Genomic DNA, 25,677 nt, shown 5'->3' with positions numbered 1-25,677 from the left:
CTGCTTACTTATGACCTAATGCGCTTGTAACCTTATTGGCGAGGGAAATAAAGAGCACTTGCTCTTCTTCGGTGAGAGCCTGTTGTATTTTCATCGCATTCTCTGTACGCCCTGTTGCTGCTCGTTGTAAAAAATCCTGTCCTGCATCTGTAAGGTGAGTGATAAATTCTCGTTTATCTTGTTTTGATTGGTATTGACTCACAAAATCATATGACTTCAAAACACGTAAAAATTTAGATAAATTTTGTCGTGAGATACCAAGTAGTTGACTTAATTGCCCCGGTGTCAAATCGCCTTTCAGACGTAATATCTCAAGTACATCATACTGACCCCAAGTGACTTGCTCAGGCGTAAAACTTATTCGGCGTGCGACAAGGGTACATTGTAGCAATGACAATGCATCTTCAAGTTTATTAGACATAATTGCCTCTCTATTGTTCTTTATTTAAGTATAACGACATTGTAAACATAAAACGAGCGATTGATTAACTTTAGTTAATCAAATATAGTCAATGAAATATAATTAACTAAAGTTAATCATGTGAGGGTTGAGAAATGCAAGATTTTACGAATAAGATAGCGATGGTAACGGGAGCGTCAACAGGCGTAGGGGAAGGCATCGCACAATATTTATATCTATGCGGCGCAACAGTGATCATCACAGGACGTCACAAAGGGTCATTGATTGAAGCGGCTAAGAGAATCGATGAAAAACAACAAAAAGTTATTCCAATGGTCATGGATGTGACCGATGCTGAAGCCTTTAAGGTGACAATAAACGCCATTGAGAAGCAACTCGGTGGATTGCATTACTTGGTGAATAATGCAGGGGTTACCGGCCCTCATGGCGTATCTGTGGAAGACTACCCATTAGAAGCTTGGCATGAAGTGATTAATACCGATATTAACGGTACATTTTACGGCTTGAAATACGGTATTCAGGCTATTATACGCAGTGGTGGTGGCGCAGTTGTTAATTTATCAGCCTGTAATGGTGTCGTCGGGATAGCGGGCATTGCACCTTATACTGCGGCGAAACATGCGGTAGTAGGTTTAACGCGCTCAACGGCGCTAGAGTATGCTAAAAAAGGAGTTAGAGTTAATGCTATTGGTCCCGGTTATGTGGAAACGCCAAATATTGCTGCATTACCACAAGCCACACAGGCGTGGATGGCATCAACCCATCCGATGGGCCGTATGGCACAGCGAGACGAAATAGCTAAGACGGTTGGATTTTTATTATCCGAAGACAGTAGCTTTATTACTGGCGCATTTATTCCTATTGATGGTGGTTATACTGCACAGTGATACACATAGGATTAAATATAGAACGCAGTATTGCATCGTTAATTTTAGGGAATTTTAAATCAGGAAGGCTTATAAAATAGTGGTGGAGCTAAGCGGGATCGAACCGCTGACCTCTTGCATGCCATGCAAGCGCTCTCCCAGCTGAGCTATAGCCCCAATTTGTTGATTTTTGCTGTATTTAAATTCAGGTTTAAATACGAGCCATCTAATAGGGAATTAGATGGTGGAGCTAAGCGGGATCGAACCGCTGACCTCTTGCATGCCATGCAAGCGCTCTCCCAGCTGAGCTATAGCCCCAAACAAAATCTTTTGGACGGGAGGCATCATATTCAAGCTAGGTTGGGGTGTCAATAAAATAATGTGGTTTTTAAGTTTAATTGCTGAAATATAGAACATTTTGCAATCAAATAGAAATTAGTACTTGAAAGAATAGAAAGGTATTACCCTCTCAGTAACGAGAGGGTAATTTGAACAATTATTGATTAGAATTATTGTGCAGAGGCTTCGCGCTGCGCAATAAAATCTAATGCTTTATCGATACGAGCAATTGAGCGAGATTGGCCAATCGCATGTACAGTCACATCGAGTCCTGGAGATTGGCCAGCACCTGTCACTGCGACGCGCAATGGCATACCGACTTTACCCATTCCCACGTCTAGTTCAGCTGCTGTTGCTTCAATGGCTTGGTGAACATTTTCAGCTGTCCAATCCGTGATCGTGGCGAGTTTTGCTTTAACAACCTCTAAAGGTTGACGAGCTACAGGGCGTAAATGTTTTTTCGCTGCGTCAGCATCAAACTCATCAAAATCTTGATAGAAATAGTGGCAAGATTCAGCCATTTCTTTCAATGTTTTGCAACGCTCACCAAGTAATTTAATTAATTCAACGAGCTGAGGACCTGTGCTGGTATCAATGTTTTGTTGCTCAATATGCCATGCAAGGTGTACGGCAACTTCTTCAGCAGGCAAATTATTGATGTAATGGTGATTTAGCCACAATAATTTATCAGTATTAAATGCACTCGCAGATTTGCTAATGGCATCTAAGCTGAAGTATTGAGTCATTTCCTCAATAGTAAAGATCTCTTGGTCGCCATGTGACCAACCGAGTCTGACTAAGTAATTCAGTAACGCTTGTGGTAGATAACCATCATCGCGGTATTGCATCACACTCACAGCACCATGGCGTTTAGATAGTTTTTTACCGTCATCACCTAAAATCATTGAGACATGAGCATACTCAGGTACAGGAGCCCCTAAGGCTTTTAAGATATTAATTTGACGCGGGGTATTATTAATATGATCTTCACCACGAATAACGTGAGTGATTTCCATATCCCAGTCATCAATAACAACACAAAAGTTGTAAGTTGGAGAACCATCAGTGCGGCGAATAATTAAGTCGTCAAGTTCTTGGTTGCTAAATTCGATTGGCCCACGAATGGTGTCATTGAAAATAACAGAACCCTCTTGTGGATTACGAAAACGAACAACATGGGGTTCACTCGGTGTATGGTTATGTGCATGGTCACGACAGCAGCCGTCATAACGAGGCTTTTCGTTATCGGCCATTTGCTGTTCACGTAATGCTTCTAAACGCTCTTTAGAGCAATAGCAGTGATAAGCGGTACCAGCTTCCAACATTTGGTCAATGACAGCGTTATAGCGGTCAAAGCGCTTAGTTTGATAATAAGGGCCTTCATCCCAATTTAAATTCAACCAGTTCATACCGTCCATAATGGCATCGATAGCTTCCTGAGTTGAACGTTCTAAGTCGGTGTCTTCAATACGCAGGACAAATTCGCCCTGATTGTGGCGACTAAATAACCAGGAGTAGAGGGCGGTACGAGCACCACCGACATGCAGGTAGCCTGTTGGACTTGGTGCAAAACGGGTTTTGATTTTACTCATCGAGATTGCCTTAATTGCGAAACGTGATTTTTTTACGCTTTTATATGTTCACCGATTTACAGAATAACTAAGATGTTCAAACGAATGATGTCTGGTATCAAAGATTACACATTACTAATAAATGATGTGAATTATTCTGTCGTGAAACTCATTAGCATTGCTAAAAATGTTTATCTATTCTATCACCCTGTAATGATTCCTCAATCAGGTTATCGCTTTACAGTGAAAGAAAACGATAAATTGAGTGAAAATATGCTCAAGAAGCGTGATAGAAAATAAAATATGTCATTTTTACGATGATTGATGAGGATGTTATTGTAGATAATTGATTAAATAGGAAGCTTTGTTGGTGAATATTGAAACATCTTGCTTATTTTTGCAACGAACAGAAAAAATCTATTCAAAAACCGTTGACTCACAACGTAGTATCCCTATAATGCACCTCCATCGACGACAGGGCGATTAGCTCAGTTGGTAGAGCACCTCCCTTACAAGGAGGGGGTCAGTGGTTCGAGCCCGCTATCGCCCACCACTGTCGACGATGAAGTAAGAAGATTAAGTAATTGGGCGATTAGCTCAGTTGGTAGAGCACCTCCCTTACAAGGAGGGGGTCAGTGGTTCGAGCCCGCTATCGCCCACCAATTACTTATTCAAAATGTGGTACATGTCATGAAGTGGGCGATTAGCTCAGTTGGTAGAGCACCTCCCTTACAAGGAGGGGGTCAGTGGTTCGAGCCCGCTATCGCCCACCACTTCATTTGTTACTCGCATTATCAGGCAGTTATTAAGATGGGCCGTTAGCTCAGTCGGTAGAGCAGTTGACTTTTAATCAATTGGTCGCAGGTTCGAATCCCGCACGGCCCACCATCTTAAAGTTTTAAAGCATTAAACCATCCTAATAGATGGGCCGTTAGCTCAGTCGGTAGAGCAGTTGACTTTTAATCAATTGGTCGCAGGTTCGAATCCCGCACGGCCCACCATCTAAAAAAAATCCCATACCAATAGATAGATCATTACTCAGTAGTAAACTTGCAGATATCTCGATAAGCTGGTTGCAGGTTCGACCCGTAGGGTGAAGCCGAAGGCTGAAAAATCCCGCACGGCCCACCATCTAAATAAAAATCCCATACCAATAGATAATCCATTACTCAGTAGTAAACTCGCAGATCTCTCGATAAGCTGGTTGCAGGTTCGACCCGTAGGGTGAAGCCGAAGGCTGAAAAATCCCGCACGGCCCACCATCTAAATAAAAATCCCATACCAATAGATAGACCATTACTCAGTAGTAAACTTGCAGATATCTCGATAAGCTGGTTGCAGGTTCGACCCGTAGGGTGAAGCCGAAGGCTGAAAAATCCCGCACGGCCCACCATCTAAACAAAAATCCCATACCACTAAATAAACTATTACTCAGTAGTAAACTCGCAGATATCTCGATAAGCTGGTTGCAGGTTCGACCCGTAGGGTGAAGCCGAAGGCTGAAAAATCCCGCACGGCCCACCATCTAAAAAAAATCCCATACCAATAGATAAACCATTACTCAGTAGTAAACTTGCAGATATCTCGATAAGCTGGTTGCAGGTTCGACCCGTCAAAGAGGGACGTATAAAGGCACTTTTCTTATTCTTATTAACTAATAGATTTAAAAAAGAGCAATAAGCCAGTTAACTAAAATAGGAGATCATTAAAATATTAACATTTGAGAGAATGTGACGTAATTAAACTATGTACTATTTTATTATCACAATAGTTAATTGAGTCGTTGGATTATTGAAAATGGCAATACAATAAAATTTGTCTTATCTTAGAGAAATGAAATCGCTGAAGGTACAGTAGTTAGATTTAAATGTCTTTATATTCAAATTTAGTAGACTATTTGTTTGTCAGTTTAATCTTTGAGGTCAAAAAAACAATTAAACTAAATTAAATACGTCATTTATTTTTCATATTTTTGTGATGTTCATCAAGTAAAGTGAATACTAAACGTTTTTAACGTTAATGTTTTGTTATCTTGAATAGGCTAAGTGAGTAAATTTCTAAGGCTACTTTAAAAATCGAGCAAATTTAATGTGGGTTGTAACTAAATATCATCAATGTATGTCATTGATAGTAGGTAGTAGAATATGATTATATATATAAAATGTATAACTTTTACCTTATTTTACAGAATTTAATCATTTATCTCACTTCATATACTCATAAAACGAATATGTTGAAAAGCAATCATCAAATTTGTTACAGTGTTAAATTATTCTGTTTATTTCCTTTATTTTTGGATTTTTTATCGGGCAAATGACTACATTTTAGTGTATTATTCTGACCATGAACTGTCGGTACTGCAAGGTACGCTCATTACTCACTTATCGCTTAACCTCTTAACTAATTGAAATTATTGACTTAATTTCAATACTTAAATCATATGTAATTATCGTAATTTTTTGTTACATAGTTGCAATGTCATTTTTAGACTAGTTGAAACTAATTAGATGGCTAGTATATCATTCGTCTCGAGATATATGCTGAATCGTTAGTATCATAATTAATGGCTATATCCATATAAAGATAACAATAGAGAAACGCAGTGAAGTACCTGCTGTTTTTTAATTCAATAATATAAATTGAAGCGAGAATGTTTATGAATACAAAATATCCTGTCGCTTGTGCAGTTGGACAAAAAATAAAATCATTGAGAAAAGCTCAAGGCTTTACAGTCTTTCAGTTAGCTAAAGAGATTGATATCAGTGAACAACAACTATTTCGTTATGAGCGCGGTGTGAATCGTATCGATATAGATTGTCTAGTGCGAGTATTGAAAGTATTAGATATTAACATGGGCGAATTCTTTAGTGAGATTCTGCATGATGATGTCCAGTCAGTAGAGAGCAGAGAAACAAAAGGATTTGATGATTCAGTTTATTCTCTAGTTTAATAATATATTTAATACTTATGTTTCAAAATGGAACTTAATTAAAGTTTGATTTCTTAATTGCTTCAATTAAGGGCATAAGTGTGCGTGTGGTTATTATAATTATGCTAATGGTCATACTCATATATTATCTTCTCTCGAATAGTGTGTAATTATGAAAATAAAAGCCCATTACGGGCTTTTATTTTATCTAAGATATATTTTTTGGTTATTAATATAAATTTAAGTTGAACATAAGTTTTAATGAATAACGTAAATAGCGTAAAGAAAATGGGAATTCATTAGTCTGTACCATCAATAGGTTCTAATATTACAGTAACAATACGAGTATCGATCATTTCAACTATCTTCAGCTGTAAATGTTCTAATTTTATCACGCTGCCTTGAGTTGGTTCAGTTGTAGTATTGGCATAAATAAATTTGTCTAATGTGATATCGTCATTTTCGTCAATACGTATGCCATAAGAAGCATATATCTCATTTAATCGAGTTGTACCTTTAAGACTTAAGCCTGTAGACGGTAATTCTACAGCCTCAAACTCAGGTGATATTTTTTCTGAAAAAAGATGTTCAAGAAAAAGTCTGTTCTCAGGTTTAAGGACAACAAATAAATGGTCATTAGCAAAAAGTTGTGTTGAACCTCTAGGGGGTAGTACTGATTTACCTCGAGTGATCATTGCAATAACAGTTTGGTCAGGTAATGCTAATTGAGATAAGCGTCTACCTACAGCAGAACAATCTTCACCTAATGTATATTCCACTAAATCGGCATCTATTTGGTCTACAGCAGTAATATCTAAAGTTGCAGCCGGAATAAGCGGTGGTGGCTGCATTAAATTAAGCTTACGTGCGACATAAGGTAGTGTTGAGCCTTGCAAGGTTGCTGAGATTAGTACGACGAAAAAGACAACATCAAAAATTAAATTTGCGCCGGGTAAGCCGTAAATAAAAGGAAAAATAGCTAATATAATTGGTACTGAGCCACGTAAGCCAACCCAAGAAATTAAGGCTATCTCTGGTTTAGGGAAACCAAATAGTTTTAGTACTGGGATAACGGCAAGTGGTCTGGCTACAAAAGTGAGTACTAACGCGATAACTAGGCCTTCAAGCCATACTTCGAGCAATGAACTTGGATTGACTAGCAATCCTAACATGACAAACATAATGATTTGGCTAAGCCATGCTAAACCATCATGAAATAAAAATGTGTTGCGTTGGAAAACAAATCGATGATTTCCAATCACGACACCGGTGACAAAAATAGAAAGAAATCCGCTACCCTCTAAATTACTCGCTAATCCAAATGAAAGTAAACCACATGCTGCGACGAGTACAGGGTAAAGCCCCGTTGCCATTAATTTAATTTTGTTAATTATCTTAACGGATACCCAGCCCACCGTTAGACCAATAACAGTGCCAATGCCCATCTGACTGAAAAATAGCAAGACCAGCTCACTACCTGAAGCTTGTTGGTTCATTAATAGTTGTAATAACCCTACGGTGAGAAAGATAGCCATTGGGTCATTTGTTGCACTTTCAATTTCGAGTGTTGATTGAAGACGTTCATTGAGGTAAATTCCGGCGTTTCGTAACAATGAAAATACGGCGGCGGCATCGGTTGAACCCACAATCGCACCTAATAAAAGACCTTCAAGTAATGGGATCCCTAAAATATAAGCGGCAGCCACTCCCGTTACACCAGCGGTGACTAAAACGCCTAAAGTGGCAAGAGTAAATGCAGGTTTCCAGACTAGGCGAATAGATTTTACAGATGTTTGAAGTCCACCATCAAATAAAATTAAAGCCAGAGCAAGGGAGCCAACAGCATAAGAAACATTAACGTTATCAAAGGTGATCTTTCCTATTCCATCCTCGCCTGCAAGCATACCGATGAAAAGGAACATAACTAGCATCGGCAGGCCGAGCCTTGCGGATAATTTACTCGAGAATATACCGAGTAGGATGAGTATTGATGTGAGTAGGATTAATTGTTCAATTGTAGGCATAATCAGTTTAATTTGTAGGTGAATAAAACGCTGACGATGCATCGCAAAGCGCATGTAGGTAATAACAAAGCACAACAAAATAATAAAAATATTTAGCTAATGGCTATTTTCATGGCATACCAAGAGCAAATATTAAAAGGTATATCATCATGATTATAATATAAAATAGGTAAATAAATTGTTATTTTGTCGCATTATAAATAATTAATATGCAATTTATTCCAACGATGAATATCATTACAGCTAGACTAATCGATTCAACATTGATAGGTATTGATAGATTGTTGATAGATACCATTGTTGAGAATGTTGATTAAACGTGAGTGCAGATGAAAGAAGGGGTTAGTGAATTGCATTGGTAGCATCGATGAAAAGCTAACAAGGTCGATATAATGATAATATCGACCTCAATTAAGTTAATGAAAACGTGCTTTCTTCGCTAAGTAATCACCAATAAGTTGCATGCCTTGAACAATAATCACTAAAGTGACTACTGTGATTGCCATCGCAACATTATCAAAACGTTGGTACCCATAGTTGAGCGCTAAATCACCGATACCTCCACCGCCAACAGCACCTGCCATCGCCGTTGCGCCAACTAATGTAATACTTGCCGCAGTCAAACTTAATATTAATGACGACTTGGCTTCGGGTAAAATAAAGTGCCAGATAATTTGCCAATTGGTTGCGCCCATTGCATCTGCCGCTTCAATGATGCCGGAGTGAACGCCAAGAAGAGAGTTCTCGACTAAACGTGCAGTATAAGGGGCAATATAAATAACTAAAGGCACTATCGCAGCAGTAGTTCCTATTGATGTTCCTACCATGAATCGTGTTAGAGGGATCATGGCAACTAATAAAATAATAAAAGGTAGAGAGCGAATAGTATTTATAATAGGGTTAACAATTCGATAAATACATTTATTTTCCCAAATACCGTCCTGCCTTGTTACAACCAGTAAAATGCCTAATAAAATCCCAAATAATGAGCCAAGTACAAGGGCAATACTCACCATAGTAAAGGTTTCTGACATCGCTAATAAAAATTGTTTACTAGTGAGTGCCGTCTCAAAAATTTGTGTCATAATGCCCCCTTATTTACTGCTACGCCACGGAGACGTAAGAAATTCACCGCATCATCAATTTGTTCTTTCTCACCAATTATTTGTACAAACATACTGCCAAGTACCACGCCGCTAATTTCTTTCATATTGGCAAACAAGATATTTATTTTGACAATATTTTGCACAATGAGCTCATTAACAACCGGTTCTTGAGCGGATTTACCCAAAAACTCTAATCGATACACATCTTGTTGATGTTCAAGATTGTGAAGAACACGTTCAGGAATTTCTTCATTTAAAACCGTACGAACAAATTTTTGTGTCGTTAAATGTTGAGGTTGAGCAAAGATATTTAATACGGTTCCTTCCTCTACAATTCGCCCTGACTCCATGACGGCAACACGATTACAAACTTGTTCAATGACTTCCATTTCATGAGTGACTAATAAAATAGTTATCTTTTGTTCACGACTGATTTTTTGCAGCAACGCTAAAATTGAGCGAGTTGTTTGTGGATCAAGTGCTGATGTGGCTTCATCACAAAGTAATATTTCAGGATTATTAATTAATGCACGGGCAATACCAACTCGCTGCTTTTGTCCCCCGGATAATTGCCCAGGATATTGATGTTTTTTATCGCTTAACTCGACGTATTCAAGGATGTTATCGACTCGGCGATTGATCTCTTGCTTATCAAGTCCGAGCAGAACCAGTGGCATTGAAATATTTTGCGCGACTGTTTTGGTTTCTAATAAATTAAAATGTTGAAAGATCATGCCAATATTTCTTTTATGGGCACGAATTTCAGCAGGGCTGTGATGGGCAATATTTTGGCCATCAATAATTACAGCACCACTGGTCGGCTTTTCTAATTGATTGACTAAGCGAATGAGAGAGCTTTTACCCGCGCCGCTATAACCAATAAAACCAAATATATCGCCTTTATTGATTTGCAAATTAATATCTTGCAACGCAACTAAAGATTGCCCATCTTTTTCATATACTTTTTGGACATTTTGAAATGTGATCATGATTTACTCCACATTATCGGTTAGTTGCATACGTTCTGTTGGTGAAAGAGCGGCTTGCCATTCATCACCTAAAAGTTCTGCTTCAGTGCTTGTTTTAACTAAATCAAGATGTTGCTCTTGATAGGCGAGGTATAATTGAGCCGCTATATGGTCTGCGAGTCTTTCAGCACCGGTATTCGTGCCGGGTATTAAGCCAATGACAGGTCCCATGCTCAAAGATGCACTTAAATTAAAACAATAAAGTTTGTTTAATTCAGGCAAGTCACACCCTGTTTTAGGTTGTAATTCAAAATGTGAGCCAAGGTAGGGATGAGAGGCTAATTCACTATTCTCTTCAGCTTGCGGTGGCGTATATACATCACCCCAAGTTTGAATATAGGGCGTTAACTTATTAAAGGCGGTTTGTTTAAACCAATTAATACGATAACCCGTCGCTAATATAAGATAATCAAAGGTGAATTTATCATTAGCTGTTGTAACCTGTAATTTCCCATTATTTAATGCAACCTGTTTAATGGGGGAATTAAAGTTGAAATAGGCATTATCATGGCGAGAAACTCGCAATGTACTGCCATGTGGTGCAGGGGTTTTTGCTTTAGCGACATAATCGGCATAATGCCATTTTTGCGCATCAGAGAAATAAGCATATGCATGAGTGAAACCTGGACTTCCAGCAACCTTGCCACGGTTAACGCGGGGCATATCACTTGCACGAATTAATATTTCGACTGAATTTGCACCTTGCTCAAGTGCCGTGGCCGAACTATCCATCGCTCCCGCGCTATAACCAACGACACCAATATCCAGGCCTTTAAAGCGGCTATAATCACTACCAGCGTATGAATGTTCCCAATAAGATGTTGGGATCTGTGCCATAAAGTCAGGGATGTTAGGCTCACTAAAAGATTCCATACCCGTTGCTAAGATGACATGCTTCGCGATATAGCACTTCGTGCCTTCCGGTGTGTTAAAGAAGAGTTCGCTGCCATTCGTACTGAGCTGTATATCAATTAATTGATATTGATTAAAAACCTGAGGTTCAGTTATGGATTTGAACCACTGTAAATATTCACCCCATTGTAAGCGCGGAATTTTATCCAGTTTTTCCCATGCATCTTCACCAAATTGTACTTTAAACCACGCTTGAAAGGTTAATGACGGGGAAGCAAGTGCAGGACCAACAACGTGTTTTGGTGAACGTAATGTTTCCATTAATGCTGGCTTTTGCCACGGACCTTCTTTACCTGTTTTTGCTTGGTCAAATACTGTTGCATTAATGCCGCGTAATTTGAGTGCAAAAGCGGCAGTAACCCCTGACATACCAGCACCAATAATCGCGACATCAATTTGATGAAGTGAGTCTTTATTGGATAATGACCATGTCGCGATCGGTAAATTTAAATATTGTAAATCTAGTCTTATTTGCTCTTCCAGAGCGAGTAAACCCTCAATTCGTTCCATTGAATTACTCCTTGTTCTCTACAATTTCAAAGGGTTCACCGAGCGATAACATTAAGCGGTTGGCCCATGAAAAAAAGGCACTAGATTGGATTAAATCGACTAATTCCAATTCAGACAAACCTAACTCTCGCAGCCTATCAATTTGTGAGGTTGATGATTGAATTGGTGTCGCAGACAAAGATGCCACTAAATCAGTAATAGCGAGCAACCTATCATCAAAACCTTCAGCTAAAATAGAGCCTGTGGCTGTTGCTAATAATTTATCCACATCATTACGGCGCTCTTTTGCATATTGACTCGCTTTACGTGCATGGACGGAAGCACAATAAATACAGCCGTTAACTTTACTCACTACAGCTGCTGCATATTCACGTTCCCAACGCGGTAAACCGCCTGATGTATAGAAAACGCCGCGATCAATCAATGTACGAATTTCTAAAATTCTGCTGTGGTGGGCGAGTAATAAAAAATATTCAGAACTAAGTTGACCGAATTTTTTCATTACTTGGGCTTCATCGGCACTGAGCGTGTTTACGGCTCTGGCATCTAACCAAGCCTCCCAACCCAATTCATCTTGTGTAAATGCGATTGGTGATGGTTTTCCATGCCGACTTAATGGACGACTATTCCATTTCCCAGCTTTAATTTTTGTTATATTGCTATGGTCACTATTATGGCCTTGCAATAAATTTAAACCCTCGACTAAACGGGCTTGATAGGTGACAAAAGTGATTAACTGGGCTAATAAAACAATATCTGCATTTTGCCAACCATGATCGGTTAATTGTTCAATGAGCGAATAATCGGTTTCTTTTGGCGACGAAGTTAATATTTGAAGATATTTTTTGGCGGCTTCGAAACCTGGTGTTGATGTAATTGGTGTTTGCGACAGCAACAGTTGGCTATAAAAATGGATTAAACTTTGGCTTCCTGTCAGCGTGGCGACTTCGAGAGCGAAATGATATTTCACATTGATAGGTAGTAGGTCTGAGGGCGTGGAAAAAATCGCCTCAAAAGCCGCTTGTGTATTTTCGGTCGCAACCAATCGTTCTTGGCGTATTTTTGCTAAATGAGATTCTGGCGTTAAATTAGTCAGGGAATCAATTAAATCAGTATTAAAAATTGTCATAAAATAACTCACTTTTTTTAAACGTTTTTTTATCTCCTTCATTACATATCATGCACATCATTTATCGAACGAATGAATTGTTATATGTATATAACTAAATGGAATTATAATTAAATATATATATGCTTTTGGTTTTAAGTTATAACGATCTGGTCTAAGTAGAATCAAAAAATTATGTCTATACTGCCCAAAATATCATTACAGGGTTGTTACATATGTTAAAACAAAAATTAATAAGTCTTTCACTCATCGCAACTGCAATTGTTACACTCGTGGCGTGTGGTGATAGTAGTGAGAAAGATAATCCAAATAAAAAACAAATTACGATTGGTTTTGGGGTTGGAAACTACATCGACCAAGTTGATAAAGGCATTGTGCCCATCTTAGAGAAAAAAGGTTATACAGTAAATTTGCGCCAATTTTCTCAAAACAGGCAAATAAACCCAGCGTTTGAAGAGGGCGCAATTGATGCATCGGTTAATCAAAGTCGTGCATATATGGATGCATACAATAAAAAAAATAATATCAATATGGTGGCATTGACGGACTCGCCAAGCGCGCCACAGAGCTTGCGTTCTAATAAACATAAGTCATTAGATGAAGTGAAAGATGGCATGATTGTCGCGTTATCAAATGATCCGGTAAATGCAGAGCGCGGCGCACGAATTTTAGAGCAATTGGGTTGGATAAAAATAAAACCTAATGTCAGCACATTAAGCTTCAGTGTGAATGATATTGAACCTGGAAAATATAATTTAGATATTCGTGAAACTGATGCCGCGCAAGGATTACGTTTATTAGATGATGTTGATTTTGTCGTGGTTAATGGTAACTATGTGGCAAGTGCAGGACAACGAATAGCTGATGGGCTTGTGGTTGAAAATTCACCATTAGAGCATCGTATTATCGTCACTGTATTACAAAAAGATGTCGATGCGCAGTGGGCTAAAGATTTAAAAGACGCTTTTGATTCTAAAGAATACGCAGATTATATTCGCTCTCAGCGCATATATGATGGATTCATTGAACCTGCAAGCTGGACTAAATATTAATTATATTAAGAATAACCGCGTGTTTAGCATTATTCTGCTTGCCGAATCATATAGTTTCTATGTGATTCGGTATATTTAATGTGAGTACTTAACGTTATTACAGTATCAGCTGTTTAGAACACATCTTATTAGTTAGCGTTTTCATTTCAAAACATGTTAGTCACAATAACTAAATGATATTTGAGAGCTATCATTATATTTTTAATTATTTTTCACATTATATCTTACTGCCAGTTTTCATTTCAAATTCAACATGAAAAACATTCGTATTAGAAGTGTAGACAAGTTAATTTAGTTATTTAATATTAAAATAAATAAATGTCATAACACAAAAATAATTGCTGGAAAGCGTTTAAAATGAACCAAACAGGGGAAACTAGATGGCTAATGAACTGATTAATGCACTTAATATACTTAAATCAAAAACGTGGATTGATTTGACTCACCGTTTTGATAAAGACTCACCTCATTTTTTTATGTTTGAACCTGCTGAATTCAAAACGCTATTTGGTTATCCCGACGGATTTTTTGCACAACAATTTACGTTTCCTGGACAATATGGCACTCATATTGATGCACCATGCCATTTTGTTGAAGGAAAGCGTTATTTACATGAATTGGAACTTAAAGAATTAGTATTGCCACTTATTGTGATTGATCAATCGTCAAGAGCGAAACAAGACCCTAATTTCTCATTTTCTCGTGAAGATGTAATCTTATTTGAGCAACAACATGGACAAATAGAGTCTGGTACTTTTGTCGCGTTACGAACTGATTGGAGTCACCGCTGGCCGTCTCAAGAGGCTATGGATAATAAAGATAAAGAAGGTAAAAACCAAATACCAGGTTGGGGAATCGATGCGCTCAAATTTTTATTTGAAGAACGAGGCGTTAAAGCCATTGGACATGAGACTTTTGATACCGATGCAGCAAAAGATTTTCGTCAAAATAATGCATTATTGGCTGAATATTATGTTTTAGAGCAAGACACGTACCAAGTTGAGTTGATGGCAAATTTAGACCAACTTCCGACTCGAGGGGCGGTTATTTTTAACGTTGTCGCTAAACCTAATAATGCGAGTGGTTTTCCGGTTCGCTCTTTTGCTATTCTTCCGTAATACTATTCTTACTTTAAATTTAAACGTGACTTTCTAAGTTAAAATGCACCAATTTGTAGGTAATAGCGCAAATTGGTGCCATCAAATTATAAAGCGATTAATATCCACGCAGCGGCAAGTAGCATACACAGCGCGGCGACAATACCACCTGATTTAGCAAATTCTGTAAATGAGATTTTCACGCCATATGCTGCGGATTGTTCGACAACAATGATGCCAGCTAAACTACCGAAAACAAATAAATTACTGGAAAATCCAGAACCCAAAACGAGTGCAGCGCCTAATGAATCCGCATTGCCGTCAGGAGATAAAAATGGAACCAGTAGCATTACTGATGGGTTATTTCCCACAATAGTACTGAGTACGCCAGTGACTAAAAATAAAACAATTGGATTATTTAATTCAACCCCATGACTACGCAAATCATTTAGTAATTGTTGTGGTAAACCAGTTGATGCAAAAGCCGCGTTGACTACAAATAACCCCATGATCAGTAATAAAAGATTGCCATCAACCAGTTTTAACATATCACTTGAAGCGATAGAACGATTAAGCAGTAAAAAGCCTGCCGCAGTTAACGCTATGAGTTCCCTTGGAATATCAGTAGCGACAAAAGCAACGATAACAGCGAAGGTGATGATACCTGCTTTTGTTGTTTCCCAAATATTGAGTTTTTCTGATTGTGATTGTGTGCTAGGTATTTGTGTTGTTTCTTTCGCTAAATACCAACGGTTACGATAAAGCCAAACTAAAACTAACCAAGTGATTGGTAATGAAAGAAGAGCAGGAATAGCCGCTGCTTGAATTAACCCAACAAATGAAAGGTCCAGACCTTGTGCTGCAATCATATTTTGTGGACTACCAATTAATGAGCCAGCGGCACCATTATTGGCGGCAAAACAGAATCCTAATAAAAAGGGAATAGGATTAAGGCCACGAGATAAGGTAATAGAGACTAATAAAGGCGTCATCGCCACGACAACGACATCATTTGTTAATAAGGCAGAAAGTAGCCCTCCTACTGCAATTAATACGGCAAGCAATGTTGGCGCACTAACCTTTAACATCGCAACACGGTCAGCCGTCCAACTATAAAAGCCAGAGACCACAAACGATGCAGAAACTACCATCAAACCAAACAACATGCCTATAGTTCTATAATCAATTGAATTCCAAGCGTGTGGCGGGGTAATGCTACCTATTGCCATCATTGCCAAGGCACCAATAACCGCCGCACCTGTTCTATCAACTTTAAAGCCGGGTAGTTTGCCAAAACCCATTGCGATATAAACCAGTAGGAAAATAATAATAGTTAGCGTCATAGCAATCACATTTTTCGAGTTAAATTATGCTTAATTTAGCGGTGAATAACCATGGAGGCAAGATTAAATAATCTTTAATAATAATAAGTTGCGTTTATTCCCAATAATGAGCATCGCAAAAAGAATAGTCGCTGACGATATGTAAGATAAGCAAGAGTTGTTGACGAAAAATAGGCGTTTTAAAGCATAAAGTGGTTTTTATTTAAACTTGAAATATATGCTGAAATTTTATTACAAAATAAATTATGCGTAAATAAAACTAATTTTAAATGAATTCAAATGTTAAAAAGGTCATGAACATGAAAATATTTCGTGATCAAAGTCACTAATTTATAAAAAACAGGCTAACAAAATAAGTGATCAACATCACATAAAAAAGGATTTTTGTGTAAAAATAACTCAATGTAATTAAATAACATGATTAATTTGTGAGGAGAGTCACTGATTGATGGGGGGGGATGGGGGGCGTAAAGTGATATCTATCACAGAAAGCCCGCGTGGTACGCATCAGAGAAAGGACATGCTAGAGTGAAAGTGTTCAAAAAATCTCACTAACGTTATTTGGCGATAACGTTACAACCTTATCATTCTCGTACCACGGGGTTCTATCATGGTAACATCAAATATCAAATTAAAGGTACAGAATTTTGGGCGCTTCCTCAGTAATATGGTGATGCCCAACATTGGTGCTTTTATTGCGTGGGGATTAATCACTGCGCTATTTATCCCTACCGGCTGGTGGCCAAATGAAACGCTAGCACAGCTTGTAGGACCGATGATCACTTACTTATTGCCACTATTAATTGGTTATACGGGGGGGCGGTTGGTTGGTGGTGAACGCGGCGGGATCGTTGGCGCGATCACGACTATGGGGGTGATTGTTGGTGCTGACATGCCTATGTTTATGGGGGCAATGATAGCTGGCCCTCTCGGTGGCTTTGTCATTAAGCGTTTTGACCGCTGGATTGAAGGTAAAGTTAAAACAGGTTTTGAAATGCTGGTGAATAATTTTTCATCAGGCATCATTGGCATGTTGTTAGCGATACTGGCTTATTTGGCCATCGGCCCACTGGTTGCGGGAATGTCCAAGATCCTTGCGGCTGGTGTAAATGTCATGGTGGAAAATAACTTATTACCACTTACCTCGATTTTTGTCGAACCTGCAAAAATACTCTTCCTCAATAATGCGATTAATCACGGTATATTTTCACCACTTGGTATTCAACAAGCATCTGAAACAGGCTCATCAATTTTCTTTTTAATTGAAGCAAATCCAGGTCCAGGACTTGGCGTGTTATTGGCTTATATGTTTTTTGGTAAAGGAAATGCAAAGCAATCAGCCTCAGGGGCGGCAATTATTCATTTCTTTGGTGGTATTCATGAGATTTATTTCCCTTATGTTCTAATGAATCCGCGTCTTCTTATTGCTGTTATTCTTGGCGGAATGACAGGTGTCTTTGTGATGAATGTTTTCCACGCAGGATTAGTTTCTCCAGCATCTCCAGGTTCAATCTTTGCAGTTTTACTGATGACACCAAAATCGTCATTAATTGGTGTGATTTTATCAGTCACAAGTGCAACACTCGTTTCATTCTTAGTTTCCGCAATCTTATTGAGAAGAACTCGATTAGGAGATGAAGATGAATTGGATAATGCGACGAAAAAAATACGTGAAATGAAGGCTCAATCTAAGTCTTCACATAAAAATTCTGAGAAGAATGAATTAGCTGCAAGTTTAGTTAATATCCGTCAGATTATTGTAGCCTGTGATGCAGGAATGGGATCAAGTGCCATGGGGGCTGGTGTTTTAGCTAAAAAAGTGCGTGATGCAGGTCTACTTGATATATCTGTCACCAATATGGCGATTAATGATTTACCTGATGATGTTGATATTGTCGTGACACATAAAGATTTAACGGCAAGAGCGAAAACTTTTGCACCGAATGCAATTCATATTTCCCTAACAAACTTCCTAGATGGGCAAACATATAGTGATTTAGTGACGCGTTTAATTGCTCAGAGAAATCCAAAAGCTGCAAATGACGGGCGCTTAATTAAGCAAACTATTATTGCGGCTAATGATGAATCTTATCAAATGGAAACGCGTGAAGACGCAATATTCACCTTAAGTGCAAAACATATTCACTTGAATTTAAGCGCACAAAATAAAGAACAAGCTATTCGCTATGCAGGACAAAAGTTAGTTGAAGGCGGTTATGTTGAACCCGATTATATTGATGCCATGCTAGCGAGAGAAAAACTAACATCAACTTATTTAGGGGAGTCTATTGCGGTGCCTCACGGCACGATAGAAGCTAAAGACAGAGTTATTAAAACGGGCATTGTTATTTGCCAATATCCAAATGGTATCCAATTTGGTGATGAACCCGATGAAATTGCTCACCTTGTAATAGGAATAGCTGCACAAAATAATGAGCACATAGAAGTTATTATGCGAATTACTTCTGCGCTTGATGAGGCTGGTGTTATTGAAAAACTAAGCAAAACACAAAGCATTCAAGAAGTTCTCGAAATTTTATCCGCTCAAAGTGCAGCATAGGGAGACAAATCATGAAAGTTATTCATTTTGGTGCCGGAAATATTGGACGTGGCTTTATTGGTAAGCTATTGGCAGATGCAAATTCTCAATTAACATTTACAGATGTGAATCAACCTTTAATCGATCAACTGGCTCATCAACAGTCTTATCAAGTTCATATTGTTGGGCAAGAGCATCGTATTGAAAAAGTTCAACATGTTCACGCGATCAATAGTCAGGATCCAAAAACTATTGAATACATTGCTCAAGCCGACATGGTAACTACCGCTGTTGGTCCTCAAGTATTAGAAAAAATTGCGGTTACATTAGCGAAAGGCCTATTGAAGAGGAAGGAACTCAATAATAATAAACCATTGAATATTATAGCCTGTGAAAATATGGTCAGAGGTTCGAGTCAATTAAAGCGACACGTATTAGCTCAAATACCAGATAGCAATCATGAATGGATTGAGCGATATATTGGTTTTGTTGACTCAGCAGTTGATCGCATTGTTCCACCAATGGATGCTGCAAATGATGACCCATTGGATGTGACTGTCGAATCTTTCAGTGAATGGATTGTTGACCAAACTCAATTCATTGGTGATATTCCGATTATCGGAGGAATGGAACTTACTGATAACCTAATGGCTTTTGTTGAGCGAAAACTATTTACACTTAATACTGGGCATGCCATTACAGCGTACCTTGGACAATTATATGGGCACCAAACTATCAGTAGCGCCATTAGTGATCCGACGATTTGTGCAGTAGTTAAAGCAGCAATGTTAGAAAGTGGTCAAGTATTGATTCAACGTTATGGTTTTAATCCCGAGCAACATGCTCAATATATTGACAAAATATTAGGTCGTTTCGCTAATCCGTATTTACACGATGATGTTAGCCGAGTAGGGCGTCAACCGATTAGAAAATTAAATTCTGAAGATAGACTCATTAAACCATTGTTAGGAACGATTGAATATCAATTGCCACATAAATATTTGATTATTGGAATTGCTTCAGCGTTACATTTTAGATGTAACAGTGATCCGCAAGCGAGCGAAATGGCGGAGCTCATAAATGAGAAAGGAATTCGTCAGGCAGTGAAGCAATTGTGTCAATTAGACGATTATCCGTTGATAATTGAGGCTATTTGCGGTGAATATCAATTATTAGAGTCAATACGAAAATAACTTTGCAGATCATAGTTTGAGTCTAGGATAATAATGACTTTATGGTGACTTAATCGGTCACCATAAAGTGAACAAAGAAGATGTTATGGAAAATAGACAAAATATAGAAAATCAAATTTTGGAGCGGCTAAATCAACGGCCGGAAGTCCATTTATTTGTTCAGGAAGTGATTATTTTGATCACGGAAGCTATTGATCAACTGATGCTAAAAGTTTTTCGTAAAGATGACTATGCAGTAAAATATGCAGTTGAACCCCTTTTAACGGGAAGTGGGCCATTAGGTGAACTTTCAGTGAGATTAAAACTATTATTTGCTTTAGGTGCAATTACTCGAGAAGTATATGAAGATATTGAGTTATTTTTAGCATTGAAAGGGTCTTTGCCTACCAATGGTATAGTTTTAAATTTTACAGATGATGAAATATTAGGCAGTATTAAAATGTTACATTGTATGGAACCATTGCCTGAAATGATGCGATTTAATCAACCAGAAGATTTAGTTGATAAACAACTCATCGATTTACAGAAGTATCGATACCAACAAATGATAAAGTCATCATTAGTCCTATCGGTAACCGCTTTAATTGCACAAATTTTAGAAACTGATGTTTTTTAACTTCTTAACTTAATCTATTTCTAGCCTTTAATTACCTTCCGCTGATTGACAATGTTAATCGCTCTAAAAAATCATAACTTAATTATCTATTTTATATGCAGTTTAGATATGAATGCTTTTTCCAAATGTTAATTGCCACTCTTAGTATAAGTTATAATATGATGGAGATAGGTAAAGGATAACTACGATGCAAGAGGGCAGCATATGAATATTATTATCACACACCAAATAGCGGATGAAGATAGGAACGCAATTTTAGCTGGGCTAAGGCAGCATAATATTCAATATCTTAAAGAAAATAGTTTTGGTCAATTGGCTGTTTATGCGAAAAACGAAATAGGTGTGATAATCGGTGGTCTACTTGCTTCGACTAAAGGAAACTGGCTATGCATTGATTATTTATGGGTCAGTCAAAATGCAAGAAAAAGCGGTTTAGGCCGTACTTTAATGATAAGTGCAGAGCAGGAATCAATTAAATTAGGCTGTAAACACGCTTTAGTTGATACATTTAGTTTCCAAGCATTACCTTTTTATGAAAAATTGGGTTATATACAACAAATGAGCTTACCCGATTTTCCTGAATTAGGTATGCAAAGACATTATCTAACTAAACATTATGAATAAAAACTCATTGTGAATTAGGGCATAATTGGTTTGATCAATAAATATTGTGCTGCGTAATCGGGTAGTAGCGCTTTTATTTTATCCAGAGTAATTTCTGTCATGACACCACTTATTGGTACTTGTTTACCTGTTTCAATGAAGCTATTTTCTGAACAAAAAAACTGATTAGAAGATAGTGATTTGTCTGGTGAGGTAATTAATGGCTTACTGACAGGGCGATTAATAAAATGGTTAGAGAAAACAAGATAATTTTTAACATTAATGGCTTTATCTTCTGTATCAATAAAATTTTGCCAATAGCTAATTAAAGCATCAGATAAGTAATTATTAAAAATAAAGGTATCCTGCATGATCAACCATTGTTCATCGACATTATCATAAGGACGCGCATTAAATGAAATCTGATTAAGATAATTACCTGCAAATACAAGTCCTTTAGCGTTACGAAATTTTAATTGACCGGATGCTCGATCGTCTTTTGGCCAGCCAGAAAAATAATTTTGAATGACTTCAACTTGCGTATATTGCTTAATATAAACACCATGATCACGAGAAATATCATTTTTCCCAGTTTCAGGGTTATAGAGATAAATTTCGCTACTACCGGAAATAAAGTTTTTACGAAATATTCCTTTTTTTAAATTACTCGTCGAATACCAGCCTGAAACAAAGTTACCTTGAGCATCATCAAAAGACATTAATCCTTTATCTCTTAAACTTAAAAGTGTTGTGAGTAGTGTTTGTGTTTTATCATCAAGCCATGGTGTCGCTACATTAATATCTTCGATAGAGCCTAAAAAATTTTGCTCAATGAGCAAACCTGCCGCGTTACCATAGGTGCTAAGACCAACACCCGCATAGTGACGTCCACGCATAAAAACATTGCCATTAATTGTATAAGCGTTACTTGAACATGTCAGTTGCGCCGTACTTTGCTCGGTTATTGTGTTGATAAATATATTGTGGCTAATGCTAATTGCTGATTTACGTCCATAAAAATGCACACGAATGTTGTCAAAGATAATATTTTCAATACTGAGGTTCGAGACTGTTGTGCCATAAGTACTATCACCGAACATTACTGATTTTTTTGTAATGTCGAAACAGCGAAAAATAGTACCTTCAATTGAACCTAATAAAGAATTATAAGATGTTAGTAGCACATCACTGGAAAATAGGTAAGTACCCGCAGGGAAATAGATACCTTTACGAGAAGTATGACTTTCTTTGAGTAAATTTAAAATGACATGACTCAGATCTTTACCTGTATTTGGTGATATACCTGCATTTGGCGCATAAATATAACCTTCAGGTACATTATTATTCGCATGTTCTAAATTTTTCATATTTAACCTTATTGAAAATTTGCTTTAGTGAACATAGCCATGAATAGCGTTAATAAATTATCACTATATTTAATCGAATCATGATTTAAGTAAATTTACTTAGATTAAGAATAGATGAGTATCGATTTTTTTGTTACCAATTAACTAAGATAAATCGATAATTAGGAGGATTCTAATAAAAATGTGTTTATGATAATTATTTATCAAAGCAATTCATATTCTTATCTTCGATAAGACAGCCTGCTGTTGCCGAAGGGTTTTGTGGCGAATCTTGATTTTTTAACCACAATGCTATGCGTTGTTTTGCATTTAATCTGATAGATGAGTTAATTTCGTTTTTTGGTCTGATATTAATAACGGTATATTCAATCAATGTGTCATTTTGAAAAACAAAAGTGCGATCTGCTTTATTTTTACTGGATTCAGGCATCATTTGGTCGAGATAGAGTAATAAAGCATAATTGTCTTTTATTGTACTCTCCATTGCGTCTTCATCAGGCACGCCCTCAATTTCAATAACTTGTTGTTTTGACATTCCCGCTAAAACAACCCGCGAGTCATTGCTAGCACTACAACCAGTTAGAACTAAGAAAACAATTATTAGTATGTATTTCATGGATAACTACCTAATGGTTGATGATGGAACGCTACTTGTTGTGAATAATAACGAGTCGTGAAGAAACCTGAAATAGGTCGATATAAAAATGGGAGAATTCTATAAATTTTTTTATTAATATTATTCTCAATATTTTCACAGTAGAGGTCATATTGAATTATGACTAAATTTAGTGAGTGATAAATAAATCTCACTTATGATAGCCGAGCGTTTATTAATAGACTGGGAATGGAATATTAGATTTGTGCAATGATAAACAGTTAGGGCATAAGCTTTAGCTTTCTGAATTTGGATATCAGTGAGCAGCATAATGTGTATAGTTTTTTTATCGAACCTAGACCTATACACAATACTATACACATTAGCACTTAGATTCCACTATAAGTGGCTAGACCTTCTTGGAAGCCAAAATAATTAATTTGTTGTTTTTATTTGAAAAATTGGAAGTCTTGAGCGGTCTTTAGAAGTGGTACTGGTGTCCCCTGCAAACTTCGAATTCAACTATTAATTATGTTGATAATAAAAGATATTTTTATGTTAGATAAGTTTAGGAGCCCCCAATTGAAACCCTAAATGTATTTATATTGATTTTGAAGTAGAGCAGGGTATTTTTCTTTACTACTGAAACTACAGCTTGGGTTCGTAGCACGGAATTGTACTCGTTGCCGACTTCAAAAATGTTTTTCAACATAACTAAAGAATTCCAGCATAATTTTATCAAATTAATATCTCTCTATTGAGAGGGATTGATAGTAGTGGACTTTCGTGGAGTCCGTTCAAGGATTGCGAAAGTAAATGGTATTAAGTAAAAATAGGGAGGGTGTTGAAATTTGGCAGGTTTTTCTCGTTATGAATTATTTAATATCGTGATATTTAAAGGCCCTCTTTTATGTTATTAAATATATTAAAACCCAATTCAGTTAAGATTCAACGACATGATGTGTGCCGTTGGATTAAGCTTTTTTTCTCCAGTGAGTAGAGCGTCCGTTTATTGCTGAGTTGACCGTAATTGAGTTTAACATTGGATAAGGTTTTTAGTTACGCGTTCGTGGTGAGCGGACTATCAACCACGCTGACGATAAAGGCCGCAATGGTATGAAGCACATCTTGAGTTATTTAGGAAAAGAAAATCAGCGCACAGAACGCCGTGTTTATCAGGTCAGTGATATTCCAGAGGCAAAACAACGAGGGCGTAGACGAAGTGTAAGAAAACGTTGAGAACAAATTCACATCATAACTCAGTACCCCATTGTTCAATGGGGACTGTTTCATGTATGAATACATACCAATAAATCAGGCTGACCTCTTTCAGGTCAGTCAAAAATAACGCCAGCCAGTTATTGTTTGAAGGATTCCCGCAACTCCCATTATCCCTTTTCGAATCCTTCTCCTTTTCAATCATCGGAGAAACAAACAATGACTATTCAAACAACTGATACTCCACTACTGAGCGACCAATTCATTGACATGAAATTTATCACTAAACTAACGGGATTAACGGATAAGTGGTTTTATAAGCTGATACAAGATGATGAGTTTCCTAAACCTATCAAACTAGGACGTAGTTCACGTTGGTTACGAAGTGAAATTGAACAATGGTTACAAAATCGTATTTCTGAATCTAGATGTTAAATAAATCGGTATAATTTTTTCATACAATTTAATTGTTTTTTATAATATTGATTAATATCGATATCTAGGTGTGAATAAAATAACATGATCAATCTGATTAGCTAAAGCTCACAAGCAGTAAAGCTTTTCGCATTAGTACCTAGCGTTGGGAAAATAGGTATGAGTTATGAGTAAGGTAAAGAATAACGTGACGAGTATGGCTTTATTGTTTAACATAACTTAAATTTTTTAGAAAAGGGATGAACAATGGCAAATTTAATTTATCTGACCCTAGAAGGGAAACAGCAAGGTCTAATTTCTCGTGGTTGTGGAACGCTAGACTCTATCGGTAATCGTTATCAATCCGGTAAAGAAGATTCAATTTTTGTTACTGAGCTAAGCTATACATTATCGAGAGAGCAAAATTTATCACATCAACCCATTCAATTTACTAAGTTGATTGACAAGTCATCTCCTTTATTGTTAGTTGCAATATCTAACAATGAAATAATTAATCTTCAATTTGATTATTTCCGAACCGCTCAAAACGGGGGAATTGAAAAGTATTATTCCATCAAATTGAATGAAGCTTCGATTATTAATTTTACAACACAATGCCCTAATAATATCTTACGTAATGATATTGAACCGGAGGAGCATGTTACTGTCAGATATCGCGATATTACAGTATCGCATATTATGGCTGGAACATCTGGATACAGCATATCGGATAATAGTGTGTTTTAGTTTGTTGTGTTTCTTCATCAACTTGGGAGTTTTTGTGATAAAAGCATCATCACTGACA

The 25,677-nt window shown here is 37.3% G+C and carries 21 protein-coding genes and 7 tRNA genes; 16 read left to right on the top strand and 12 right to left on the bottom strand.

The genetic code is table 11. The annotated features are described in order from the left end of the window. Window positions 1–4 precede the first annotated feature (4 nt). Window positions 5–421, bottom strand: a complete 417-nt coding sequence (locus AAZR93_RS05960) for a MarR family winged helix-turn-helix transcriptional regulator (RefSeq protein WP_294110674.1) — start codon at window positions 419–421, stop codon at window positions 5–7. A gap of 134 nt (window positions 422–555) precedes the next feature. On the opposite strand from AAZR93_RS05960, the gene AAZR93_RS05955 reads away from it, so the two are divergent. Further along, entirely contained in the window at window positions 556–1,308 is a 753-nt protein-coding gene (locus tag AAZR93_RS05955) for an SDR family NAD(P)-dependent oxidoreductase (protein ID WP_434719237.1), read from the top strand. A gap of 80 nt (window positions 1,309–1,388) precedes the next feature. Here the strand turns inward: AAZR93_RS05955 and AAZR93_RS05950 are convergent. The 3 genes from AAZR93_RS05950 to gltX all read right to left on the bottom strand — a co-directional run bounded on the left by AAZR93_RS05950 (window position 1,389) and on the right by gltX (window position 3,218). Further along, a tRNA-Ala gene (locus AAZR93_RS05950) sits at window positions 1,389–1,464 on the bottom strand. A 65-nt stretch (window positions 1,465–1,529) separates the two neighbouring features. Beyond that, window positions 1,530–1,605, bottom strand: a tRNA-Ala gene (locus tag AAZR93_RS05945). Between the two features lie 191 nt (window positions 1,606–1,796). After that, on the bottom strand, window positions 1,797–3,218 hold the full coding sequence (gene gltX / locus AAZR93_RS05940) for a glutamate--tRNA ligase (protein WP_294350066.1): 1,422 nt from the start codon (window positions 3,216–3,218) through the stop codon (window positions 1,797–1,799). A gap of 456 nt (window positions 3,219–3,674) precedes the next feature. On the opposite strand from gltX, the gene AAZR93_RS05935 reads away from it, so the two are divergent. The 6 genes from AAZR93_RS05935 (at window position 3,675) to AAZR93_RS05910 (ending at window position 6,147) form a co-directional block, all read left to right on the top strand. After that, window positions 3,675–3,750, top strand: a tRNA-Val gene (locus AAZR93_RS05935). Between the two features lie 33 nt (window positions 3,751–3,783). After that, window positions 3,784–3,859, top strand: a tRNA-Val gene (locus AAZR93_RS05930). A 35-nt stretch (window positions 3,860–3,894) separates the two neighbouring features. Then, window positions 3,895–3,970, top strand: a tRNA-Val gene (locus AAZR93_RS05925). Between the two features lie 39 nt (window positions 3,971–4,009). Continuing rightward, window positions 4,010–4,085 (top strand) — tRNA-Lys (locus AAZR93_RS05920). A gap of 37 nt (window positions 4,086–4,122) precedes the next feature. Next, a tRNA-Lys gene (locus AAZR93_RS05915) sits at window positions 4,123–4,198 on the top strand. 1,655 nt (window positions 4,199–5,853) lie between these two features. Next, complete coding sequence (locus tag AAZR93_RS05910; RefSeq protein ID WP_294107888.1) at window positions 5,854–6,147, top strand: helix-turn-helix domain-containing protein; 294 nt, start codon at window positions 5,854–5,856, stop codon at window positions 6,145–6,147. Between the two features lie 278 nt (window positions 6,148–6,425). Here AAZR93_RS05910 and AAZR93_RS05905 read toward each other — a convergent pair whose 3' ends face one another. The 5 genes from AAZR93_RS05905 to AAZR93_RS05885 all read right to left on the bottom strand — a co-directional run bounded on the left by AAZR93_RS05905 (window position 6,426) and on the right by AAZR93_RS05885 (window position 12,835). After that, window positions 6,426–8,192, bottom strand: coding sequence for a potassium/proton antiporter (locus AAZR93_RS05905; RefSeq protein WP_434719236.1), 1,767 nt, complete (start codon window positions 8,190–8,192; stop codon window positions 6,426–6,428). 374 nt (window positions 8,193–8,566) lie between these two features. Continuing rightward, window positions 8,567–9,235 carry a methionine ABC transporter permease gene (locus AAZR93_RS05900; RefSeq protein ID WP_434719235.1) on the bottom strand — a complete coding sequence of 223 codons (669 nt, stop codon included), beginning with the start codon at window positions 9,233–9,235 and terminating at the stop codon, window positions 8,567–8,569. Continuing rightward, window positions 9,232–10,245 carry a methionine ABC transporter ATP-binding protein gene (locus tag AAZR93_RS05895; RefSeq protein WP_336430859.1) on the bottom strand — a complete coding sequence of 338 codons (1,014 nt, stop codon included), beginning with the start codon at window positions 10,243–10,245 and terminating at the stop codon, window positions 9,232–9,234. The genes AAZR93_RS05900 and AAZR93_RS05895 overlap by 4 nt, the downstream gene beginning before the upstream one ends. A 3-nt stretch (window positions 10,246–10,248) precedes the next feature. Then, complete coding sequence (locus tag AAZR93_RS05890) at window positions 10,249–11,706, bottom strand: FAD/NAD(P)-binding protein (protein WP_434719234.1); 1,458 nt, start codon at window positions 11,704–11,706, stop codon at window positions 10,249–10,251. Between the two features lie 4 nt (window positions 11,707–11,710). Continuing rightward, complete coding sequence (locus AAZR93_RS05885; protein WP_434719233.1) at window positions 11,711–12,835, bottom strand: CMD domain-containing protein; 1,125 nt, start codon at window positions 12,833–12,835, stop codon at window positions 11,711–11,713. A 215-nt stretch (window positions 12,836–13,050) separates the two neighbouring features. On the opposite strand from AAZR93_RS05885, the gene AAZR93_RS05880 reads away from it, so the two are divergent. After that, on the top strand, window positions 13,051–13,887 hold the full coding sequence (locus tag AAZR93_RS05880) for a MetQ/NlpA family ABC transporter substrate-binding protein (RefSeq protein WP_434719232.1): 837 nt from the start codon (window positions 13,051–13,053) through the stop codon (window positions 13,885–13,887). Window positions 13,888–14,267: 380 nt separating this feature from the next. After that, window positions 14,268–15,005 (top strand): cyclase family protein, encoded by a 738-nt coding sequence (locus AAZR93_RS05875; RefSeq protein WP_294107903.1) that lies wholly within the window; start codon window positions 14,268–14,270, stop codon window positions 15,003–15,005. Between the two features lie 86 nt (window positions 15,006–15,091). On the opposite strand, the gene AAZR93_RS05870 is transcribed toward AAZR93_RS05875, so the two are convergent. Then, window positions 15,092–16,327, bottom strand: a complete 1,236-nt coding sequence (locus tag AAZR93_RS05870; protein WP_294107904.1) for an SLC13 family permease — start codon at window positions 16,325–16,327, stop codon at window positions 15,092–15,094. A gap of 610 nt (window positions 16,328–16,937) precedes the next feature. On the opposite strand from AAZR93_RS05870, the gene AAZR93_RS05865 reads away from it, so the two are divergent. From AAZR93_RS05865 to AAZR93_RS05850, 4 genes are all read left to right on the top strand, one after another. After that, a complete protein-coding gene (locus AAZR93_RS05865; protein WP_434719231.1) occupies window positions 16,938–18,887 on the top strand; it encodes a PTS mannitol transporter subunit IICBA in 1,950 nt (649 codons plus the stop codon). An 11-nt stretch (window positions 18,888–18,898) separates the two neighbouring features. Beyond that, a complete protein-coding gene (locus AAZR93_RS05860; protein ID WP_434719230.1) occupies window positions 18,899–20,059 on the top strand; it encodes a mannitol-1-phosphate 5-dehydrogenase in 1,161 nt (386 codons plus the stop codon). An 85-nt stretch (window positions 20,060–20,144) separates the two neighbouring features. Further along, window positions 20,145–20,675, top strand: coding sequence for an MltR family transcriptional regulator (locus AAZR93_RS05855; RefSeq protein ID WP_294107910.1), 531 nt, complete (start codon window positions 20,145–20,147; stop codon window positions 20,673–20,675). A gap of 204 nt (window positions 20,676–20,879) precedes the next feature. After that, window positions 20,880–21,299, top strand: coding sequence for a GNAT family N-acetyltransferase (locus AAZR93_RS05850; RefSeq protein WP_434719229.1), 420 nt, complete (start codon window positions 20,880–20,882; stop codon window positions 21,297–21,299). Window positions 21,300–21,313: 14 nt separating this feature from the next. Here AAZR93_RS05850 and AAZR93_RS05845 read toward each other — a convergent pair whose 3' ends face one another. Continuing rightward, on the bottom strand, window positions 21,314–22,645 hold the full coding sequence (locus tag AAZR93_RS05845; RefSeq protein WP_434719228.1) for a glycosyl hydrolase family 28-related protein: 1,332 nt from the start codon (window positions 22,643–22,645) through the stop codon (window positions 21,314–21,316). Between the two features lie 196 nt (window positions 22,646–22,841). After that, entirely contained in the window at window positions 22,842–23,261 is a 420-nt protein-coding gene (locus AAZR93_RS05840) for a hypothetical protein (RefSeq protein ID WP_434719227.1), read from the bottom strand. A 1,095-nt stretch (window positions 23,262–24,356) separates the two neighbouring features. On the opposite strand from AAZR93_RS05840, the gene AAZR93_RS05835 reads away from it, so the two are divergent. The 3 genes from AAZR93_RS05835 to AAZR93_RS05825 all read left to right on the top strand — a co-directional run bounded on the left by AAZR93_RS05835 (window position 24,357) and on the right by AAZR93_RS05825 (window position 25,619). Next, the gene (locus tag AAZR93_RS05835) at window positions 24,357–24,479 is read left to right on the top strand and encodes a hypothetical protein (protein WP_336431549.1); all 123 of its coding nucleotides are present in this window, start codon (window positions 24,357–24,359) and stop codon (window positions 24,477–24,479) included. Between the two features lie 198 nt (window positions 24,480–24,677). Next, window positions 24,678–24,893: a helix-turn-helix transcriptional regulator gene (locus tag AAZR93_RS05830; RefSeq protein WP_294350361.1), complete on the top strand. Its 216-nt coding sequence runs from the start codon at window positions 24,678–24,680 to the stop codon at window positions 24,891–24,893. Window positions 24,894–25,139: 246 nt separating this feature from the next. Beyond that, window positions 25,140–25,619, top strand: coding sequence for an Hcp family type VI secretion system effector (locus AAZR93_RS05825; protein ID WP_294350358.1), 480 nt, complete (start codon window positions 25,140–25,142; stop codon window positions 25,617–25,619). Window positions 25,620–25,677 lie beyond the last annotated feature (58 nt).

The organism is Providencia sp. Je.9.19, assembly GCF_051129765.1.
GTDB lineage: Bacteria > Pseudomonadota > Gammaproteobacteria > Enterobacterales > Enterobacteriaceae > Providencia.
Note: the sequence above shows the minus strand (reverse complement) of the source record. Positions and strands in the feature narration are given on the sequence as shown.

Bases quoted from the DNA above. Each gene is read 5' to 3' on its own strand.
- AAZR93_RS05875 (WP_294107903.1), top strand. From the start codon at position 14,268: ATGGCTAATGAACTGATTAATGCACTTAATATACTTAAATCAAAAACG.
- AAZR93_RS05840 (WP_434719227.1), bottom strand. From the start codon at position 23,261: ATGAAATACATACTAATAATTGTTTTCTTAGTTCTAACTGGTTGTAGT.
- AAZR93_RS05960 (WP_294110674.1), bottom strand. From the start codon at position 421: ATGTCTAATAAACTTGAAGATGCATTGTCATTGCTACAATGTACCCTT.
- AAZR93_RS05955 (WP_434719237.1), top strand. From the start codon at position 556: ATGCAAGATTTTACGAATAAGATAGCGATGGTAACGGGAGCGTCAACA.
- AAZR93_RS05895 (WP_336430859.1), bottom strand. From the start codon at position 10,245: ATGATCACATTTCAAAATGTCCAAAAAGTATATGAAAAAGATGGGCAA.
- AAZR93_RS05900 (WP_434719235.1), bottom strand. From the start codon at position 9,235: ATGACACAAATTTTTGAGACGGCACTCACTAGTAAACAATTTTTATTA.
- AAZR93_RS05910 (WP_294107888.1), top strand. From the start codon at position 5,854: ATGAATACAAAATATCCTGTCGCTTGTGCAGTTGGACAAAAAATAAAA.
- AAZR93_RS05850 (WP_434719229.1), top strand. From the start codon at position 20,880: ATGAATATTATTATCACACACCAAATAGCGGATGAAGATAGGAACGCA.
- AAZR93_RS05880 (WP_434719232.1), top strand. From the start codon at position 13,051: ATGTTAAAACAAAAATTAATAAGTCTTTCACTCATCGCAACTGCAATT.
- AAZR93_RS05865 (WP_434719231.1), top strand. From the start codon at position 16,938: ATGGTAACATCAAATATCAAATTAAAGGTACAGAATTTTGGGCGCTTC.
- AAZR93_RS05870 (WP_294107904.1), bottom strand. From the start codon at position 16,327: ATGACGCTAACTATTATTATTTTCCTACTGGTTTATATCGCAATGGGT.
- AAZR93_RS05855 (WP_294107910.1), top strand. From the start codon at position 20,145: ATGGAAAATAGACAAAATATAGAAAATCAAATTTTGGAGCGGCTAAAT.
- AAZR93_RS05830 (WP_294350361.1), top strand. From the start codon at position 24,678: ATGACTATTCAAACAACTGATACTCCACTACTGAGCGACCAATTCATT.
- AAZR93_RS05885 (WP_434719233.1), bottom strand. From the start codon at position 12,835: ATGACAATTTTTAATACTGATTTAATTGATTCCCTGACTAATTTAACG.
- AAZR93_RS05845 (WP_434719228.1), bottom strand. From the start codon at position 22,645: ATGAAAAATTTAGAACATGCGAATAATAATGTACCTGAAGGTTATATT.
- gltX (WP_294350066.1), bottom strand. From the start codon at position 3,218: ATGAGTAAAATCAAAACCCGTTTTGCACCAAGTCCAACAGGCTACCTG.
- AAZR93_RS05825 (WP_294350358.1), top strand. From the start codon at position 25,140: ATGGCAAATTTAATTTATCTGACCCTAGAAGGGAAACAGCAAGGTCTA.
- AAZR93_RS05905 (WP_434719236.1), bottom strand. From the start codon at position 8,192: ATGCATCGTCAGCGTTTTATTCACCTACAAATTAAACTGATTATGCCT.
- AAZR93_RS05890 (WP_434719234.1), bottom strand. From the start codon at position 11,706: ATGGAACGAATTGAGGGTTTACTCGCTCTGGAAGAGCAAATAAGACTA.
- AAZR93_RS05860 (WP_434719230.1), top strand. From the start codon at position 18,899: ATGAAAGTTATTCATTTTGGTGCCGGAAATATTGGACGTGGCTTTATT.
- AAZR93_RS05835 (WP_336431549.1), top strand. From the start codon at position 24,357: ATGAAGCACATCTTGAGTTATTTAGGAAAAGAAAATCAGCGCACAGAA.